We start from the raw sequence: 17,926 nt of genomic DNA, 5'->3' as shown, positions 1-17,926 counted from the left end.
GCCCGATTCTGCGCCTTTCTGCGGGAGCGCGTGCGGCGCAACCTGTCGCCTCCTTCCCCACTGGACCGCTGCCATGCGCGCCATTGCCTACACCCAAGCCGGCCTGCCGATCGATGATGCCCAGGCCCTGATCGACATCGAACTGGAGCTGCCGCAGCCTGGCCCGCGTGACCTGCGCGTGGCGGTGCGCGCGGTGGCGGTGAACCCGGTCGACACCAAGGTCCGTCGCGGCGTGGCCACCGATGGCCCACGTGTGCTGGGCTGGGATGCGGTCGGCATCGTCGACGCGGTGGGCAGCGAGGTGACCCTGTTCCAGCCCGGCGATGCGGTCTACTACGCCGGCGTCATCGATCGCCCGGGCAGCAATGCCGAGTACCAGCTGGTGGACGAGCGCAGCGTCGGCCGCAAGCCGGCCAGCCTCGACGATGCCGCCGCCGCCGCGCTGCCACTGACCGCGATCACCGCCTGGGAGCTGTTGTTCGACCGCCTGAGAATTCCCGAGGGCGGCGGCGAAGGCCAGACCCTGCTGGTGATCGGCGCTGCCGGCGGTGTCGGTTCGATCCTGGTGCAGTTGGCGCGGAAGCTGACGAAACTGACGGTGATCGGCACCGCCTCGCGTCCGGATACCCAGGACTGGGCGTACGCAATGGGCGCACACCATGTGATCGACCACAGCCTGCCGCTGGCCGAGGGCCTGGCGCGGCTCGGCATCAGCGAGGTGCAGCATGTGGCCAGCCTGACCCACTCCGACCAGCACTACGCGCAGATCGTGGAACTGCTGGCGCCGCAGGGCCAGCTGGGGCTGATCGATGATCCCGGCCAGGTCGACGTGATGGCGCTCAAGCGCAAGGCGTTGTCACTGCACTGGGAGTCGATGTTTACCCGGCCGCTCTACAAGACCGCCGACATGCAGCGCCAGCATGACCTGTTGAACCGGGTGGCCGAGCTGATCGACACAGGCGTGCTGCAGACCACCCTGGGCGAGCATTTCGGGCGCATCGACGCGGCCAACCTGCGGCGTGCCCACGCGCTGCTGGAGAGCCACCGCGCCAAGGGCAAGATCGTGCTGGAAGGCTGGTAAGGCCCGGTTTTTCCTGTGGAGCCGAGCCTGCGCCCGGCTCTACAGCGCTTCATCCACGCATGGCGTGGATCAGCCGTGTCGACCAAGGTCGACACCTGCCAACAGCTGCGGAAGCCACTGCTCAGGCCACACCGTTGTCGACGTACTCGGCGAAACCGGGCTGCTGGCGCAGGCGTTCGAACCAGGCATCTACGTGTGCCAGTACCGGCTTGCTGCCCGGCGTGCTGCGCCAGCGTTGGGTCGACAGCCCGAGCACGATGTCGGCCAGAGTGAAGGTGTTGCCCGCCACGTAGCCGTCGGTAGTGGCGAGCTGTGCATCAAGGACGCCCATCAGCCGGTTCCACTGCGCCAGGCTGGCCTCGGCACGGGCGTCATCCGGATAGTCCGGATGCTGGCGCACGCGCGCCATGAACACATGGCGCCATGCGCTGTTGAGGTCGCTGGCCTGCCAGTCCATCCACTGCTCCACCCGGGCCCGGTCCTTTGCTGCATGTGGCAGCAGATCCTCGCGACCGGCGCGTGCGGCCAGGTAGCGGCAGATGCTGTTGGATTCCCACAGCACGAAGTCGCCATCACGCAGCACCGGCACCTGCCGGTTGGGGTTCAGCGTGGCCAGCAGGTCCGGCGAGGGGGCCGGTTCGTGGTGCAGGGGCAGATCCAGCCCCGCGCACAGCCACAGCACTTTACGCACATTGATGGAGGTGGGCTTTCCGTAGAGGACGACCATGGTCCTGACGCAGCAGTTGAGACTCGGCCAGCCTACACTTGCCCCATGCAAACCGAATATCTGCTCATTGGCGGCCTTCTATTGGCCGTGCTCATCCTGCAGCTGGTCGCCCTGCTGCGCCGCCCGCCGCATGACCGCCTGGAACAGGCGGTGCGCGAGGAGGCGCGGGCCGGGCGCAGCGAGCTGCGCGAACAGCTCGATGGCTTCGCCCGCGCGCTGACCGATCTGTCCACCCGCACCGACCAGCGCCTGGACCTGCTGCGCGAAGCGCTGGGCGAAGATGCCCGCAAGGCGCGCGCCGAAGCGGCCGAGAGCCAGCAGCGCGGCGCGGCGTTGATGGGACAGCGGCTGCAGGAGCTGCGCGGCCAGCTGGAGACCTTCGGCCAGCAGCAGGAAGCCCGCATCCATGCGTTTGGCCAGCAGCTGCAGGAGCTCACCGGGCGTACCGATACCCAGCTCGGCGCGCTGCGGCAGACCCTGGTGGACGATGCACGCAAGGGCCGCGAGGAGGGCGCGCAGTCGCAGCAGCGCCTGACTGAAAGCCTTGGCCTGCGCCTGCAGGAACTGACCCAGCGCAACGAGCAGCGCATCGCCGAGATGCGCACAACGCTGGAAGAGCAGCTGCGCGCGCTGCAGAGCGACAATGCGCAGAAGCTGGAACAGATGCGCGTGACGGTGGATGAGAAGTTGCAGTCCACCCTGGAAACACGCCTTGGCCAGTCCTTCAAACTGGTCTCGGAGCGCCTGGAACAGGTGCAGCGCGGCCTCGGCGAGATGCAGCAGCTGGCCACCGGCGTCGGTGACCTCAAGCGCGTGCTGACCAACGTCAAGACGCGCGGCAGCTGGGGTGAAGTACAGCTGGAGAACATCCTCGAGCAGACCCTGATCCAGGAGCAGTACGCGCGCGGGGTGAAGGTACGCCCGGATAGTGGCGAAATGGTCGACATCGCCGTGCGCCTGCCGGGCCGCAGCAGCGATGACACGCCGGTGTGGCTGCCGATCGACTCCAAGTTCCCACGCGAAGACTACGAGCGCCTGCTGGACGCACAGGAGCAGGGTGATGCCGAACTGGTACGCGTGCAGGGTGCGCAGCTGGAGCGTGCGGTGAAGGTGCAGGCCAAGTCGATCTGCGAGAAGTACATCGTGCCGCCGCACACCACCGACTTCGCGGTGATGTTCCTGCCTACCGAAGGCCTGTATGCCGAGGTGATCCGGCGCCCCGGCCTGGTCGATCTGCTGCAGCGCGACCACCGCGTGGTGGTCGCCGGGCCGACCACGATCACCGCACTGCTCAACAGCCTGCAGATGGGCTTCCGCACGCTGGCCATCGAGAAGCGGTCCAGCGAGGTGTGGAGCCTGCTGGGTGCGGTGAAGACCGAGTTCGGCAAGTTCGGCGATGTGCTGGACAACGTGAAGGCCAAGCTGGACCAGGCCAGCAAGCAGATCGACCAGACCGGGGTGCGCACCCGCGCGATCGCCCGCAAGCTGAGGGATGTCGAGTCGCTGCCGGTTGAGCAGAGCCGCCAGTTGCTGCCGGACGCGCTGCCAGCAGAGGAAGGCAGTGACGGCGACGAGGCCTGAGCCACGCTGACACGCCGCCTGCATCGCCGATGCGTATGCTGGCGGCCTGTCCGCCTCGATCAGGTATCGTCATGCGCCTGCGCCGCTTCACCAGCCTTGTCCTGACCGCGCTGCTTGCCGCCTGCAGCAGCGCACCACCGGCTGCCGATACGACCGCGGCACCTGCCGCAGCCACCAGCCCTGAAGCGGCCGAGGCGTATCGCGAAGCGCGCGACGTTGACTGCCAGGCCGCCGGCGGCAGCCTGCAACGGCTGGGCCGGCTGCAACGCGAGCAGTGCGTGATTCCCTATGCCGATGCCGGCAAGGCCTGCAGCCGCAAAAGCGACTGCACGGGCCAGTGCCTGGCCGGTCCCGAGGTGGGCGCTGGCAGCGCCGCTACCGGTACCTGCCAGCGCGATGTGCGCCAGAACTTCGGCTGCCGCCAGCGCATTGATGACGGCAAGGCGCAGGGCACGATCTGCGTGGACTGATCGTAGTGCCGGCCGCTGGCCGGCAACCGCATGAACCCTTGCGAACGGTCGCACGACTGCCGGCCAGCGGCCGGCACTACCGCCATCGCGCGGCGCTATGCTGGTGGGCCATTCCCCGCTGTTGCCGGAGCCCCCGCGTGAGCACCCCGATCCAGGACATTTCCCTCACCACCATCGACGGCCAGCCGTCCTCGCTTGCCGACTACCAGGGCAAGGTACTGCTGCTGGTCAACGTCGCCTCCAAGTGCGGCCTGACACCGCAGTACGAAGGCCTGCAGGCGCTGTATGCGGAAAAGCACGCGCAGGGTCTGGAAGTACTGGGCTTCCCCGCCAACAACTTCCTCGGCCAGGAGCCGGGCAGCGAGGCGGAGATCCAGCAGTTCTGCCAGCTCACCTACGACGTCAGCTTCCCGATGTTCTCCAAGATCAGCGTGGCCGGTGACGATACCCATCCGCTGTACCAGCAGCTGACCGCCGCCCAGCCGCAGTCGATCGGCGAAGGCCCGCTGCGTGAGCGCCTGGCCAGCAAGGAGATCCCGATCCACGCAGCACCGGCGGTGCTGTGGAACTTCGAGAAGTTCCTGGTTGGCCGCGACGGCAAGGTCATCGCGCGTTTCGCCCCGGACGTGGCTGCCGATGACGCGCGCCTGCGCGAGGCCATCGAGGCAGCGCTGGCAGCCTGAGGAAAGCGTGCCAACCAAGGTTGGCACCTACCGGAAAAGAAAAACCCCGCCGAGGCGGGGTTTTTCATGCGCTGCAGACCGGACTCAGTGCGTCCACTGCGGCATCGGCATCGCATCGACCGGGATCGGCGAATTGGCATCGTCGTGGCCACGGTCGCGCTTGCTGCGCAGATCGTTCTCGATCTGGTAGTTGCGGCGCTGCATCCACGCATCGCGTACCAGCGAGTACTCGTCCACGGCGGTGTCACGCAGGTCGTCGATTGCCAGCAGCTGCGCGCGGGTATCGACCAGCTGCATGCCCTGCAGGCCGATGCGGATCTTGTCCTCTTCGATGCGGCGGATCGGCGACAGCGGAATGTCACCGGCCAGGCCGAACACATCGCGCACGGTGCGAGGGCCGAAGAACGGCAGTTCCACGTAACGCGAACGACGCCAGCCCCAGGCCCCCAGGGTCTGCCCGAAGTCCTCATTGCGACGCGGCACCATCGCCTTGCTGGCCGGATCGAACAGGCCGCCGATACCCAGCGTGCTGTTCATCAGGAAGCGGCCGAGGCTGTCCCACGCATCGGCACCACGGCCCTGCAGCAGCTGGTTGGTGATGGTCACCGGTGCGCGCAGGTTGCTGAAGAAGTTGCTGACGCCGGTGCGGGCGAAGCGCGGCACCACGTGGGTGTAGGCCGTGGCCAGCGGGCGGGCGATGCCACGGTCAACCGCGTTGTTGAACGTGTGCACCTTGCGGTTGAACGGTTCCCACGGATCGTAGGCTGCCGCGCTGCCAGTGTTGCCGGCACCGCCGTAGAGGGCATCGAAGTCGTCGTCACCACCGGGGGCGGTCGCCGCCGCGGCCCTGGCCGCATCGGTGTCGGCGCTGCGGGCCGGTGCGGATGGCGGCGTGGCCGGCGCAGGTGCGGCAACCACGGCTGTTGCCGGTGCGGCATCGACCGTAGCGGTATCGGCGGTGGGGGCAGAGGCCTCGGCGATGGTGCTGGCCGGGACCACGGTGCTGGCTGCGGGCGCATCGCTGCGTGCGGGCTTGCCGGCGCAGGCGGTCAGGGCGGTGGCCAGGACGATCAGGGGGAAAGTGCGTACGACGTTCATGTCAGCTCGCAGCAGAAGTAGCGTTGAAATCCAGGTCGGGCGACAGCCGGTAGGCTGCGCTCAGCTCGTTGTAGCCGGCCGGCGCGCCGGAGACTGCCAGCGGGTGACCGCTCTTGCGCGCACGTGCGGCCAGCTCGGCCAGCAGCGCCAGGCCGGCGCTGTCCACGCGTTCGACCTCACTCAGCTCCAGCCGTGACAGCTTTGCCGGCAGGGCCTGCAGCTGCGGCCACAGCGCGATCACCGCGGCACGGTCGAGCACCCCGCGCAGGCGCAGGGTGTCGCCTTCCAGCAGCGCCAGTGCGTTACTTGCCATTGCCCGCGGGCCCGGCCTGCATGCTGCCGCTGTGCAGTTCGTTGGCCACCTGCTTGATGCCCTTCTGGCGCAGCGGGGTGTCGAACTGGTTGCGGAAGGTCTGCACGTAGGAAATGCCTTCGATGTTGACGTCGAAGATCTTCCACTGGCCGTTCACGTTGCGCATCCAGTACTCGACCGGGGTCGGTTCGTTGCCGGCGCGCACCAGTTCGGTGCTCACGCGCACGCCACGATTGCCCGGCAGCGGGCTTTCACCCTTCAGGCGGAAGCTCGGCTTGCCCTGGATGTTGAGCAGGGTGGAGCCGTAGCGCTGCATCAGGCTGTCGGCCATGGCATCGGCGAACAGCTTGATGTCGGCGTCGGAGGCGCCGCGGGCGTGCGGGCCCAGCACCAGGCGCGCGGCGTAGTCGCGGTCGAAGGTGCGGGTCAGCTCGCTGTCGATGTAGCTGCGCAGGCTGGCCGGGTTGCTGGTGAACTCGCTCTTGCGCTGCTGCAGCGTGGACAGGATGCGGCTGCTGGCATCGATCACCACCTTGCCGGCCTGGCTTTGCGTTGCGGCAGCGGCAGGCGCAGCGGCCTGGGCCTGGGCCAGGAACGGGGTGGCCGCCAGCAGCGCCGAGGCGAGCAGGGCCGGGATCAGTTTCATCTTCATGGTTGCGGTTCCGTTGCAGGCGCCTGCGCGCCATCGTTGGGCTTCTGAGCAGCGCCGCCACCGGCACCGCCACTGAACATGTACTTGCCGACCAGCTGGATCAGGTCCACCGCCGGCTGGGTGAAGACGATCTCGTCACCGGCCTTCAGCACGTCCGGATCACCGCCCGGCTGCAGACCGATATAGCTCTCGCCGAGCAAACCGCTGGTGAAGATGCCGGCCGAGGTGTCCGCCGGCAGGTCCTTGACCTTGCTGTCCATGCGCAGGGTGACGATCGATTCGAACTTCACCGGGTCCAGGTCGATCGAAGCGACCTGGCCGACAGTGACGCCGCCGATCTTCACCGGCGCCTGCTTGCGCAGCTGGCCGACCTGGGAGAAGCGTGCCTTCAGGTCGTAGCCTTCGCTGCCCCAGCTCCAGCGCTGGTTGGTCGAGGCCACGGCCAGCACCATCAGCGAGGCCAGGGCCAGCAGCAGGAAGGCGCCGACGGAAAATTCGAGTCTGGGACCGCGGATGGCCATGTGGATTACCTGATCGAGTCGTTGTGGCCGCGCGCGCCTGCGCACCGCCGGTGGAGGGGTTAGGTGAACAACATTGCCGACAGCACGAAGTTGAACATCAGCACCAGCAGTGAAGCGTTGACCACCGCACGGGTGGTCGCCACCGAAGTGCCTTCAATGGTCGGCTCGGCGTGGAAACCCACATAGGCGGCAACCAGCGCGGCAGTGCCGCCGAAGATCGCCGACTTCAGCATTGCCACGCCGAAGTCGTCCCAGAAGTCCACGCTGTTGCGCAGCGCCGACCAGAACACGCCATTGTCCAGGCCCAGCACGTGCACCGCTTCGAAGTAGCTGGCACTGATTGCAAGCGAACAGAAGATGCCGGTCAGCAGCGGCACGGTCAGCACCGCCGCCCAGAAGCGCGGCGCCACCGCCTTGGCCACCGGGTCGATCGCCATCAGCTCCAGCGCCTTGATCTGGTCGGTGGCACGCATCAGGCCCAGCTCGGCGGCGATCGAGCTGCCAGCGCGGCCAATGAACAGCAGCGCGGTCAGCACCGGTGCCAGCTCGCGGTACAGCGACAGCCCGAGCAGGGTCGACAGTGCGTCGGCCGCACCGAAGGTGGTCAGCGTGCGGTAGCCCTGCAGGGTCAGCACCAGGCCGACGAAGGCACCGCCGACGGCGATGATCGGCAGCGAGCGCGCACCGATCTTGTAGATCTCGCGGGTCAACTCGGCCAGGAAATCACGGGTCGGCAGCGAACCGCGCAGCACGGTCAGCGAGAACAGGCCGGCACGACCCAGCGAGCGGGTGGCTTGAACGAACGGCATCAGGCGACCCTCGCGCGCGGCGCGGCATCGAACGGGATGGGGCCATCGGGCTGGCCGTGCAGGAACTGCCGCAGCAGCGGGTCCTGGCTGGACTGCAGTGCCTCGGGCGTGCCCTGGAACACGATGCCGCCATTGGCGATCGCGATCACCTGGTCGCAGATCGGCAGGGTCTCGTGCACGTGGTGGCTGACGATGATGCTGGTCAGGCCCAGGCTGTGGTTGAGGCGCTGGATCAGGCTCATGATCACCCCCGAGGCGATCGGGTCCAGCCCGGTCAGCGGCTCGTCGTAGATCATCAGCGGCGGGTCCAGCGCCAGTGCACGGGCCAGCGCCACGCGGCGCGCCATGCCACCTGACAGCTCGCGCGGCCAGGCATCGGCGGCGGCCAGCAGGCCCACCGAATGCAGCTTCATCTGCACCAGCCGGCGCAGCACGGCGGTCGGCAGGCGGGTGTGCGTACGCAGCGGCAGCGCCACGTTTTCCGCCACGGTCAGGTCGGTCAGCAGGCCGTTGCCCTGCAGCAGCACGCCCACGCTCTTGCGCATTTCCAGCAGCGCGCCGCTGTCATGCGGAATCGGCTTGCCGAACAGGGTGACCTCGCCGGCGACCGGGCGCAGTTCGCCGGTCAGCGCCGCCAGCAGGGTCGACTTGCCGCTGCCGGACGGACCCAGAACGGCGGTGATGCTGCCCTTGGGCACCTGCAGCGACACGTCGCGCAGGATCGTGCGTCCGCTCCGGTCGATGCGGACGTTGGATAACTGCACCAGACTGGAGGTGGAAGCCGACATGGGCACCATTAACGTTTTTTAGACATCGAAGGATCGGGCCCGTCGGCTGAACATAAGCAGACTGGACGGTGCAGTATTGTTGCACGACAAGCCTCGGCGGAGGCCGGGACAATCGCCTGGCGTCCCGGAACAATCCGTACCGCTCGCGGCCCAACCATTGAATACTGCCTGCTGTCCTGCACACTGTGCATGATGAGTGACCCAGGCAGCGATTTCCGCCTCTACCATTCCAACTCCCTGGACGTGCTGGCCGCGCTGCTGGCGCGCAATGTGCGTGCGCCCGTTCCTGGCCAGCCGCTGCTGGCACCGGAAGTGGTGCTGATCCCGCAGGTAGCAATGCGGCGTTGGCTGCAAGCGACACTGGCCGCCGAGTTCGGTGTGGCTGCGAACCTCGAATTCCTCACCCCGGGTGAGTTCGTGGCGCGCGCGCTGAAGGCCAACGTCAGCGGCGAGCAGGACGACCTGGACGCGGCCGGCCTGCACTGGAAGCTGTACCAGGCACTGCGTGACCCGGTACTGCTGGCGCAGCCCCCGATGCGCGCGCTGCAGTCCTATCTTGCCGGCGATGACGCATTGAAGCCGTGGGCGCTGGCTGGCGAGCTGGCCTCGGTGTTCGAGAAGTACCAGGCGTGGCGCCGCGACTGGCTGCTGCGCTGGGCGGCCGGTGCCGATCCGTCCGATCCGCAGGCGATCCTGTGGCGCACCATCACCCACGGCCACGACTACCGCGCGCGCCGCATCCAGGAATACCTGGACCGCTTCGAAGGGGCCGGCCAACCCTTGCCGAAGGGCTTGCCACCGCGCATGTCTGCGTTCGCGACGCTCAACATCTCGCCCGATGTGCTGCGGGTGATGGCCACCCAGGCACGTGTTGGCGAGCTGCATTTCTATATGCCCACCCCGGTGCAGTCGTACTGGGGCGATCTGCAGACCCTGGCCGAGCGCCTGCGCAGCGGCGCGCCCGATCCCTTCGGCGAAGCAGCCGGCGAAAACCGCCTGCTGGAAGCCTGGGGCGCGGCCGGGCGCGACTTCATGGCGGTGCTGGGCAGTTACGAGGTGGTGCACCCGGCCGGCGAAATCGCCGCCTATTCCGATCCGGAGGACGACACCCGGCCGACCCTGGACGAAGGCGGCCTGTCCGACAGCCTGCTGCATCGCCTGCAGCGCGATCTGTTCCACCGCCGCGCGCTGCCCTCGGGCGAGCTGCGCGACGGCCTGCGCAGCGACGACCCCAGCCTGCAGGTGCACGCCTGCCACACCCGCCTGCGCGAGTTGCAGGTGCTGCACGACCAGCTGCGCAGCCTGCTGCAGGACCCGCGCTTCGACCCGCCGCTGCAGGCGCGCGAGATCGCGGTGCTGGCGCCGGACATCGATCCCTACGTGCCGTACCTGGAAGCGGTGTTCGGCGGCCGTGGTGGCGAGGAGGAGCACATCCCCTATGCGCTGGCCGACAGCAGCCCGCTGGCCGGTGAACCGCTGGCTGATGTGTTCGTGCACCTGCTGGGCCTGCCGGTCTCGCGCTTTGGCCTGAATGAAGTGCTGGACCTGCTGGCCAGCGCGCCGCTGGCCGAAGCGGCCGGGCTGGAAGCGGTGGACTTCGACCGCCTGCATGGCTGGCTGCAGCAGGCCGGTGCACGCTGGGGCCTGGATGCGAAGCACCGCCACCAGCACCAGGCGCCGGCGGACGACGCCTACACCTGGCAGTTCGCACTGGACCGCCTGGTGCTCGGCCATGCCACCGGCAGCGAGGCCGACCTGGCCGGTGTCGCACCGTGGATCGAACTGGAAGGTGGTGCACTGGACGCGCTGGACCGGCTGCTGCGCCTGTTGCGCGTGCTGGCGGTCTATCAGCGTCGCCTCGGTGAGCTGCTGACCCCGGCGCAGTGGCGACAGCGCCTGCTGTCGTTGCTGGATGCACTGCTGCCCACCGCGCCGAGTTCACCCAACAGCCAGCGTGCCCTGGAGCGCCTGCGCAAGCTGCTCAACCAGTTCGCCGAGGATGCTGCCAAGGCCGGCTTCGCGGAAGGCGTGCCGCCGGAGGTGGTACGTGCGCACTTCGCCGGCGCGCTGGGCGAGGCCGATACGCGCGCACCGCTGCTGACCGGTGGCATCAGTTTCGGCCGCATGGTGCCGATGCGACTGCTGCCATTCCGGGTGATCTGCGTGCTGGGCCTCAATGATGGCGATTTCCCGCGCCGTGACCCGGCGGCCGGTCTCAACCAGCTCACCGCCGAACTGGACACGCCGCGCCGCCGGCCGGGCGACCGCTCCACCCGCGAGGACGACCGTTTCCTGTTCCTGCAGCTGTTCGCCGCCGCGCAGGAGGTGTTCTACCTCAGCTACCTCGGTGCCGATCCGCGCGATGGCAGCGTGCGCGAGCCGTCGGTGCTGGTCAGTGAACTGATCGATGCCGCCGCTGCGTATCACCTCGATCGGCCTGCGGCGGTCCGCGACTTCACCGTGCGCCACGCACTGCAGCCGTTCTCACCGGCGGCGTTTGGTGATGGCGATCCGCGTCGCTTCAGCTATCGCCGCCAGTGGCATCCGGCGGCCGGTCGCCTCACTGGCCAGCGCGGTGGACTGCAGCCGTGGTTCGACGCACCGCTGCCACCGCCGCTCGACGATGCGGTGGAGGACGACGTCGCACTCGATACCCTGCGCCGTTTCCTGTGCGATCCGGCCGGGCAGTTCCTCGCGCAGTCGCTGGGCCTGCGCCTGGCCGACGATATCGAGGAGGTCGATGACCTGGAACCGCTGGTGCTGTCATCGCGCGGCCCGGAGAAGCGCAGCGTACAGGCGGCGGTGGTGCGCGCCACGCTCAGCGGCGATACCGAGCCGTTGTACCCGCGGCTGCGCGCGCGTGGCCTGCTGCCGTCGGGCCCATTGGGCGAGCGCCAGTTCGAGGTGGAGCAGTTGAAGACCCGTCCGTATGCCAGTGCGTTGCTGGGCTGGATGCAGGGCGAACCGCTGGAAAGCCGTCGCTACGAAGTGGACATCGACGGCGTGCGCCTGCACGGCCGCGTGGCTGATCGGCATCCCGAAGGGCTGGTGCGCCTGCGGGTCGGCACGCTCAATGGCAATGCAGTGATCCGCCAGGGCCTGGACTGGCTGCTGGCCAACGCCGCCGGCGATGCGTTGCCGCTGGTGCAGTTCCACGATGGCGGTGACGCCGGTCCCGGCCCGCATGTGCTGCCAGCACTGAGCGCCCCCGCTGCACGCGCCGCGCTGCGTGCGCTGCTGCAATTGCGCCAGCGCGGCCTGCGTGAGCCGCTGCGCTTTGCCCCGTATACCGGCTGGGTGCTGTACAACGCACCGGCAGAAAAACAGCGCAGCGAAGGCTGGAAGCAGTGGCATGGCAGTGACCGCAGTTGGGGCGAATCCAGCAGCGACGCCTGGCAGCTGCTGCTGCGCGGTGCCGACCCGTTCGCCACCGATGCCAGCTATGCCGAGCTGCTGCGCAACAGCCAGGTGGTCTTCAGCGCGGTGCGCGAAGGCCGCACTCTCGGTACCGAAGCACGCCAGGAGGGCAACGCATGAACACCGCCATCGCCGATCAGGAAACCCAGCGTATGGCGGGCGATCCTTACCTGGCCCTGCCGCTGGACGGCATCCGCCTGATTGAAGCCAGCGCAGGCACCGGCAAGACCTTCACCCTGGCCACGTTGTTCACCCGACTGGTGGTGGAGCAGGGCCTGCGTATCGGCCAGATCCTGGCGGTGACCTTCACCGATGCGGCCACCCAGGAACTGCGCAAGCGCATCCGTGAGCGCCTGGCGCTGGCCGCGCGCCTGGTCGATCTGGAACCGGCCGAGGGTGAAGCACCCGACGCGAGATTGACCCGCGACGTGCTGCAGCGTCATCTACAGGGCGGAACCGAGAGCGCGGTCGCACTGAAACGCCGCCTGCAGGTGGCTGCCGACGAGATCGACCTGGCATCCATCTTCACCATCCACGGCTTCTGCACCCGCGTGCTGCGCGAGCATGCGCTGGAAAGCGGCCACACCTTTGATCCGCCGGAACTGCTGGCCAGCGATCGTGAACTGCTGGAGGAGCTGGCCGCTGATCTATGGCGCGTGCATGCCAATGACCCGGCCACGCTGGAACCGCTGACCTGGCTGTGGTCCAACCCGGATGCATTGGCCGCTGATCTGCGCGCGCTGCTGGGCACGCCGCCACTGCACCCGTTGCCACAGCCGGTGGCACTGGCCGATCCACACCCGGCCCTGCACAGTGCGGCGGAAGCACTGTCCGCAAGCGTGCGCGAGCATGGCGAGCAGTTCTTCATCGATCTCTGCGATGCGGTCGACAACAAGTGGCTCAACGGCGTGTCCTACAAGCTGGGCTGGCTGCATCCGCTGGGCCGGCAGATGCTGGCCTGGGCCGAGCGCGGCGACCCGCGCGAGCTGCTGGTCAGCGAGCGCCTGCCGGCACTGCTGCCGGAGGTGCTGGCCGACAAGACCAACAAGAAATTCCCCGACCGCACGCCATCGTCGCCATTGCAGGCGCCGTTGGCGCGCTATGTCGCGCTGCTGGCCGAACGCGATGCCTGGTTGCGTGGTACCGCGTTGAACTTCCTGCACGCGCTTCGCGCCGAAGCCATGCAACGCCTGCAGGCGCTGAAGCGCACGCGCCGGGTACAGACCTACGACGATCTGATCGATGGCGTGGCGGTGGCGCTGGAAGGCCCGCAACGGCTGACACTGGTGAAACAACTGCGTGCGCAGTACCGCATCGCGCTGGTCGATGAGTTCCAGGACACCGACGATCGCCAGTGGGGCATCTTCCACACCGTGTTCGGCGATTCGCCGGAGGTGCGCGAACTCGGCCTGGCGCCGGCACTGTTCCTGATCGGCGACCCCAAGCAGGCGATCTACGGTTTCCGCGGCGGTGACATCCACACCTACCTGAAGGCCAAGCAGGTGGCGCAGCAGGCGCCGGTGCTGGACCAGAACTTCCGCTCGCGACCGGCTGTGTTGCGCGCGTTGCAGGCGCTGTACGACAACGGTGGCGAAGACGCCTTCCTCGAACGCGACATCCAGTTCGAGCCGGTGCGGCCCGGTGGCGTGCGCATCGACGAGGACTACCAGCGTGATGGCCATGCCGCCGCGGCACTCACCCTACGCGTGCTGCGCAGTGGCGGTGACAAGGCGATGAGTGCGGACGCCTCGCGTGATGCCGCGACCCAGGCCTGCGTGGCTGCGATTCACCAGATCCTGGTCGAGGCGCGTGCGGGCAATGCCGTGTTGCGTGGGCGCCCGGTGCAGCCCGGTGACATCGCGGTGCTGGTGCGCTCGCATCGCGAGGCGACGCTGGTGCAGCGCGCGCTGGCCGCGGTCGGCATTCCCGCCGTGGCGGCCGGCAAGCAGAGCCTGTTCGCCACCCCCGAAGCGCGTGATCTGCGCGCGCTGCTGCTGGCGCTGCTGCAACCGGCCGACGAAGGCCGCCTGCGTGCGGTGCTGGCCACCGTGCTGCTTGGCCAGCGGGCCAGTGCGATCGCCGCGATGGAGCGCGAGGGCGACCTGCAACGCGAGTTCCAGGCACAGCTGCTGAACTGGCGTGAGCGCTGGCAGCGCGGCGGACCGTTCGCAGTGATCGCCGACGTCTGTGCTGCACAGGGCGAACGCTTGCTGGCGCTGATCGATGGCGAGCGCCGCCTGACCAATTACCTGCAGCTGGGTGAACTGCTGCAGGAAGCCTCGGCGCAGGCGCTGGGCATGCATGGCCTGCTGGACTGGCTGCAGGGGCAGATGGCCAGCGCCGACCAGGATGACGAGCAGCAGCTGCTGCGCCTGGAATCGGATGCGCGCCGCGTGCAGATCATCACCCTGCACAAGAGCAAGGGCCTGGAGTACCCGCTGGTGTTCCTGCCGTTCGTCGGCATCGACGGCGGCGCGCCGAACACGGCGTCGCACTGCACGGTGCATGTGGATGGCCAGCGCCAGCTGCACTGGAAGCTGGACAAGGACGAAGCCTGGGAAGCGGCCAGTGCCCAGCGCGAGCGCGAGCAGCGCGCCGAGGATGCACGCCTGCTGTATGTGGGACTGACCCGTGCCGAGCATGCGCTGTGGATCGCCGTGGGTGATCTGGCCGGGCTCGGCAAGACGCGGCTGGCGCCGCTGCTGGGTGACCTGCAGGCGCTGCGCGCGCGCGCCGATGTGCACATCGATGACAGTGAGGCAGCGGCCGCGCTGCCGCAGCTGGCGGCCGAAGTGGAAGGCGACCTTCCGGCGGTGCGTGCCCTGACCCGGCGCGTCCCGCACGACTGGTGGGTGTACAGCTTCACCCAGCTGGCCCACGCCGATGCCGGCGCGGGCAGTGATATCGAAGCCGCCGCCACCGAGCTGCCGGCGCCCGCTGCCGACGAACCCGCTGGCCCGGAACTGCCACTGGAACCGGCGTTGCCGGAACCCGCCGCGGCGGCCGAAGACAGCACACCGATCGACCCGCGCTTCATGGGCAGTCGCTTCGGCAATGTGCTGCACGAGGCGATGGAGAACGTCGACTTCGCCGCATGGGGTGACTGGCAGCCAGGTCTGCAAGCCCCTGAGGGACAGGCCGAGGTACTGCGCAAGGCGCTGCACGACGAAGGCTATGCCGACGTCGACCTGGATGATGGCGTGGCGGTGCTGGTGCCGCTGGTCGGCCACACGCTCACCGTGCCGCTGCCCGAAGGCGGCGCGCTGCACAGCCTGGGTGAAGGCGAGCGCCGCGCGGAAATCGACTTCCATTTCGCCATCGAGCCGACCACGGTGCCGGCGCTGCTGCAGGTGCTGCATGCGCACGGTGTTTCCAGCACGCGACGCGGCTTCGGCCAGCGCCGCCGCCTGGAAGGGTTGATGACCGGCATGATCGACCTGACCTACGTGCGCGACGGGCGCTGGTACGTGCTCGACTACAAGTCCAACCGCCTGCCTGGTTACAGCCCGGACCTGCTGGCCATTGCCATGCGCCACAGCGAGTACGACCTGCAGGCGCTGATCTACACCGTGGCCCTGCATCGCTGGCTGCGTTTCCGCCTGGGTGCGGCCTACGACTACGAGCGCGACATGGGCGGCATCCGCTACCTGTTCTGCCGTGGCCTGGATGCCGCCGGCAACGGTGTGCATGTGGACCGCTTCCCGTTGGCGCTGGTGGATGCCCTGGATGCGTTGTTCGCCGGTGGCGAACAGGCCCAGGCCGAACTGGCTGCGCGTGCCCGTGGAGCCAGTGCATGAGCCTGCTGAAGGAACTGCACCAGAAGGGCCTGCTGCGCACCCTCGACCATGCACTGGCGACCAGCCTGCAGCGGCTGCGCGACGACACGCCCGAGAGCGTGGCGCTGGCGGCTGCGCTTGCGTCGCTGGCGGTATCGCAAGGCCACGCTGCATTCGATCCGGCACAACCGCAACGGTTGCTGGAAGGCGTACCCGAGTGGCCTGCCGCACAGGACTGGCTGGCACAGCTGCGTGCATCGCCATGGGTAGCGACGCCGGAGCAGGCCGACGCCATCGCCGAGGATGCGCCGCTGGTGTTGGAGAACGGCCTGCTCTACCTGCGCCGCTATCGCGAGTACGAGCGTCAGCTGGCGGCTGGGCTGCAGCGCATCGGCCGGCATCCGCTGCCGGCGCCGGATATGGCCGCGCTGGCACCGTTGTTCGCGCAGCTGTTCCCGCAGGCATCGGGCAGCGAGGATCACCAGGCACGCGCTGCCGGCGTGACCCTGCGCCATCCGCTGGCGCTGGTCACCGGCGGTCCCGGCACCGGCAAGACCACCACCATCGCGCGCCTGTTGCTGCTGCTGGCCGCACAGGCCCGGCACGCTGGCCAGCCGCTGCCCGAGGTGGCGTTGGCCGCTCCCACCGGGCGTGCCGCCGAGCGCATGGCCGAGAGCCTTCGCGTCGCCGTGCAACGGCTGCAGGAACAAGGACTGGACCCGGCGTTGTGCACGGCGCTGCCCAGTACCGGCACCACTCTGCATCGCCTGCTCGGCGTGATTCCCGATTCACCGCGCTTCCGCCACCACGCCGACAATCCGCTGCCGGTGGATGTGGTCGTGGTCGACGAAGCCTCGATGATCGATCTGCCGATGATGGCCAAGCTGGTCGACGCAATCGCCAGCGGCACCCGGTTGATCCTGCTCGGCGATCCCGATCAGCTGCCGTCGGTCGAGGCCGGTGATGTGCTCAGCGCGATCCTGCGTGCCAGCGGTGATGGCATCGGCACCCGCGCCGATGACGCGCAGGCACTGCATGATCTGCTGCTTCCGGCCACGCTGCAGCCGCAGGCGGCACCACGCGCCTTCGCCGGGCGCCGCGTGCAGCTGCAGCGCGGCTACCGGCAGAGCGATGCGCTGGACCTGGCACCGCTGGCCCATGCCGTGCGCGAGGGCGACAGCAGCACCGCGCTGCAGCTGCTGCGCAGTGGTGAACTGGCCGGCGTGCATTTCCACGAAGGCGAAGCCGATCCGCTGCGTGGCCAGCGCGAGCACCTGCTGAGCCACTGGCGTGCACTGGCCGACGCGGCCGATCCAGTGCTTGCCCTGCAGCAGGCCGGGCGCCTGCGCGTGCTGACCGCACTGCGCGAAGGCCCGCAGGGCGCGCGCGGGCTCAACAGCCGCATCGAACAGCTGCTGGCCGGCAACACCCCCGGCTACTTCCAGGGTCGCCTGCTGCTGGTCACCGAGAACAGCTACCGTCATCGCCTGTTCAACGGCGATATCGGTATCTGCCTGCGCGATGGCAGCGGCGCGATGGTGGCCTGGTTCCCCGGAGACAGCATCGACCAGCCACGCGCCTTCCACCCGGCCGCACTGCCCGCGCACGAAAGCGCCTTCGCGATGACCGTGCACAAGGCACAGGGCTCGGAGTTCGATGAAGTGTGGTTGCAGCTGCCGCGCCAGGACAGCCGCGTGCTGTCACGCGAACTGGTCTATACCGGCCTGACCCGCGCCCGCCAGGTGCTGCATGTGGCCGGCAGCGCCGACGTGCTGCAGGCGGCGTTGAAGCGCCATGCCAGCCGGTTGGGTGGTCTGGCCTGGCGGCTGGGTGTGGAAGAAGTGGCCGAAGCACCGGCGCGTATTGAACAGCCCACGGTGCAGGGCACGTTGTTCTGAAACGGGCGCGATGCGCCCCTGTAGAGTCGAGCCATGCTCGACTGCGCCGCAATAATGTAGAGCCGAGCCATGCTCGGCTGATGGGCCATGGAGTCGAGCATGGCTCGACTCT

Annotated in this window: 14 protein-coding genes; 7 read left to right on the top strand and 7 right to left on the bottom strand. The window is 68.4% G+C overall.

Annotated elements, in window-relative coordinates; all coding sequences use genetic code 11:
- Nucleotides 1-73 precede the first annotated feature (73 nt).
- Nucleotides 74-1,081: a zinc-binding alcohol dehydrogenase family protein gene (locus ACSYAO_RS22000; RefSeq protein ID WP_049420932.1), complete on the top strand. Its 1,008-nt coding sequence runs from the start codon at nucleotides 74-76 to the stop codon at nucleotides 1,079-1,081.
- A 121-nt stretch (nucleotides 1,082-1,202) separates the two neighbouring features.
- On the opposite strand, the gene ACSYAO_RS21995 is transcribed toward ACSYAO_RS22000, so the two are convergent.
- Nucleotides 1,203-1,808 (bottom strand): glutathione S-transferase family protein, encoded by a 606-nt coding sequence (locus ACSYAO_RS21995; protein WP_049462905.1) that lies wholly within the window; start codon nucleotides 1,806-1,808, stop codon nucleotides 1,203-1,205.
- Nucleotides 1,809-1,853: 45 nt separating this feature from the next.
- Here ACSYAO_RS21995 and rmuC point away from each other — a divergent pair, with 45 nt between their 5' ends.
- The 3 genes from rmuC (at nucleotide 1,854) to ACSYAO_RS21980 (ending at nucleotide 4,542) form a co-directional block, all read left to right on the top strand.
- Nucleotides 1,854-3,389, top strand: a complete 1,536-nt coding sequence (gene rmuC / locus ACSYAO_RS21990; RefSeq protein ID WP_049400349.1) for a DNA recombination protein RmuC — start codon at nucleotides 1,854-1,856, stop codon at nucleotides 3,387-3,389.
- A 71-nt stretch (nucleotides 3,390-3,460) separates the two neighbouring features.
- Nucleotides 3,461-3,859, top strand: coding sequence for a hypothetical protein (locus ACSYAO_RS21985; RefSeq protein ID WP_049462906.1), 399 nt, complete (start codon nucleotides 3,461-3,463; stop codon nucleotides 3,857-3,859).
- A gap of 137 nt (nucleotides 3,860-3,996) precedes the next feature.
- A complete protein-coding gene (locus tag ACSYAO_RS21980; RefSeq protein WP_010487473.1) occupies nucleotides 3,997-4,542 on the top strand; it encodes a glutathione peroxidase in 546 nt (181 codons plus the stop codon).
- 84 nt (nucleotides 4,543-4,626) lie between these two features.
- Here the strand turns inward: ACSYAO_RS21980 and ACSYAO_RS21975 are convergent, their stop codons facing one another.
- The 6 genes from ACSYAO_RS21975 to ACSYAO_RS21950 are packed head-to-tail and all read right to left on the bottom strand — an operon-like array spanning nucleotide 4,627 to nucleotide 8,723.
- The gene (locus tag ACSYAO_RS21975; RefSeq protein ID WP_032128489.1) at nucleotides 4,627-5,640 is read right to left on the bottom strand and encodes an MlaA family lipoprotein; all 1,014 of its coding nucleotides are present in this window, start codon (nucleotides 5,638-5,640) and stop codon (nucleotides 4,627-4,629) included.
- Between the two features lies 1 nt (nucleotide 5,641).
- The gene (locus ACSYAO_RS21970; protein WP_049462907.1) at nucleotides 5,642-5,953 is read right to left on the bottom strand and encodes an STAS domain-containing protein; all 312 of its coding nucleotides are present in this window, start codon (nucleotides 5,951-5,953) and stop codon (nucleotides 5,642-5,644) included.
- Nucleotides 5,943-6,605: an MlaC/ttg2D family ABC transporter substrate-binding protein gene (locus ACSYAO_RS21965; protein ID WP_010487479.1), complete on the bottom strand. Its 663-nt coding sequence runs from the start codon at nucleotides 6,603-6,605 to the stop codon at nucleotides 5,943-5,945. Before ACSYAO_RS21965 ends, ACSYAO_RS21970 begins: the two co-directional genes overlap by 11 nt.
- Nucleotides 6,602-7,126: an outer membrane lipid asymmetry maintenance protein MlaD gene (gene mlaD, locus ACSYAO_RS21960; protein WP_010487482.1), complete on the bottom strand. Its 525-nt coding sequence runs from the start codon at nucleotides 7,124-7,126 to the stop codon at nucleotides 6,602-6,604. Before mlaD ends, ACSYAO_RS21965 begins: the two co-directional genes overlap by 4 nt.
- A 59-nt stretch (nucleotides 7,127-7,185) precedes the next feature.
- Nucleotides 7,186-7,935: an MlaE family lipid ABC transporter permease subunit gene (locus ACSYAO_RS21955; protein ID WP_005414955.1), complete on the bottom strand. Its 750-nt coding sequence runs from the start codon at nucleotides 7,933-7,935 to the stop codon at nucleotides 7,186-7,188.
- The gene (locus ACSYAO_RS21950) at nucleotides 7,935-8,723 is read right to left on the bottom strand and encodes an ABC transporter ATP-binding protein (protein WP_049462908.1); all 789 of its coding nucleotides are present in this window, start codon (nucleotides 8,721-8,723) and stop codon (nucleotides 7,935-7,937) included. Before ACSYAO_RS21950 ends, ACSYAO_RS21955 begins: the two co-directional genes overlap by 1 nt.
- Nucleotides 8,724-8,912: 189 nt before the next feature.
- Here ACSYAO_RS21950 and recC point away from each other — a divergent pair, with 189 nt between their 5' ends.
- Genes recC through recD form a run of 3 tightly spaced genes read left to right on the top strand, consistent with a single transcriptional unit; the run spans nucleotide 8,913 to nucleotide 17,814 of the window.
- Nucleotides 8,913-12,260: an exodeoxyribonuclease V subunit gamma gene (gene recC / locus ACSYAO_RS21945; RefSeq protein WP_049462909.1), complete on the top strand. Its 3,348-nt coding sequence runs from the start codon at nucleotides 8,913-8,915 to the stop codon at nucleotides 12,258-12,260.
- Nucleotides 12,257-15,937 carry an exodeoxyribonuclease V subunit beta gene (gene recB, locus ACSYAO_RS21940; protein ID WP_049462910.1) on the top strand — a complete coding sequence of 1,227 codons (3,681 nt, stop codon included), beginning with the start codon at nucleotides 12,257-12,259 and terminating at the stop codon, nucleotides 15,935-15,937. The genes recC and recB overlap by 4 nt, the downstream gene beginning before the upstream one ends.
- On the top strand, nucleotides 15,934-17,814 hold the full coding sequence (recD, locus tag ACSYAO_RS21935; protein ID WP_049462911.1) for an exodeoxyribonuclease V subunit alpha: 1,881 nt from the start codon (nucleotides 15,934-15,936) through the stop codon (nucleotides 17,812-17,814). Before recB ends, recD begins: the two co-directional genes overlap by 4 nt.
- The last annotated feature ends 112 nt before the right edge of the window (nucleotides 17,815-17,926 follow it).

It is taken from the genome of Stenotrophomonas sp. STK16_22, assembly GCF_051984505.1.
Lineage (GTDB): Bacteria > Pseudomonadota > Gammaproteobacteria > Xanthomonadales > Xanthomonadaceae > Stenotrophomonas > Stenotrophomonas maltophilia_A.
This window is presented reverse-complemented; position numbering and strand designations above follow the sequence as displayed.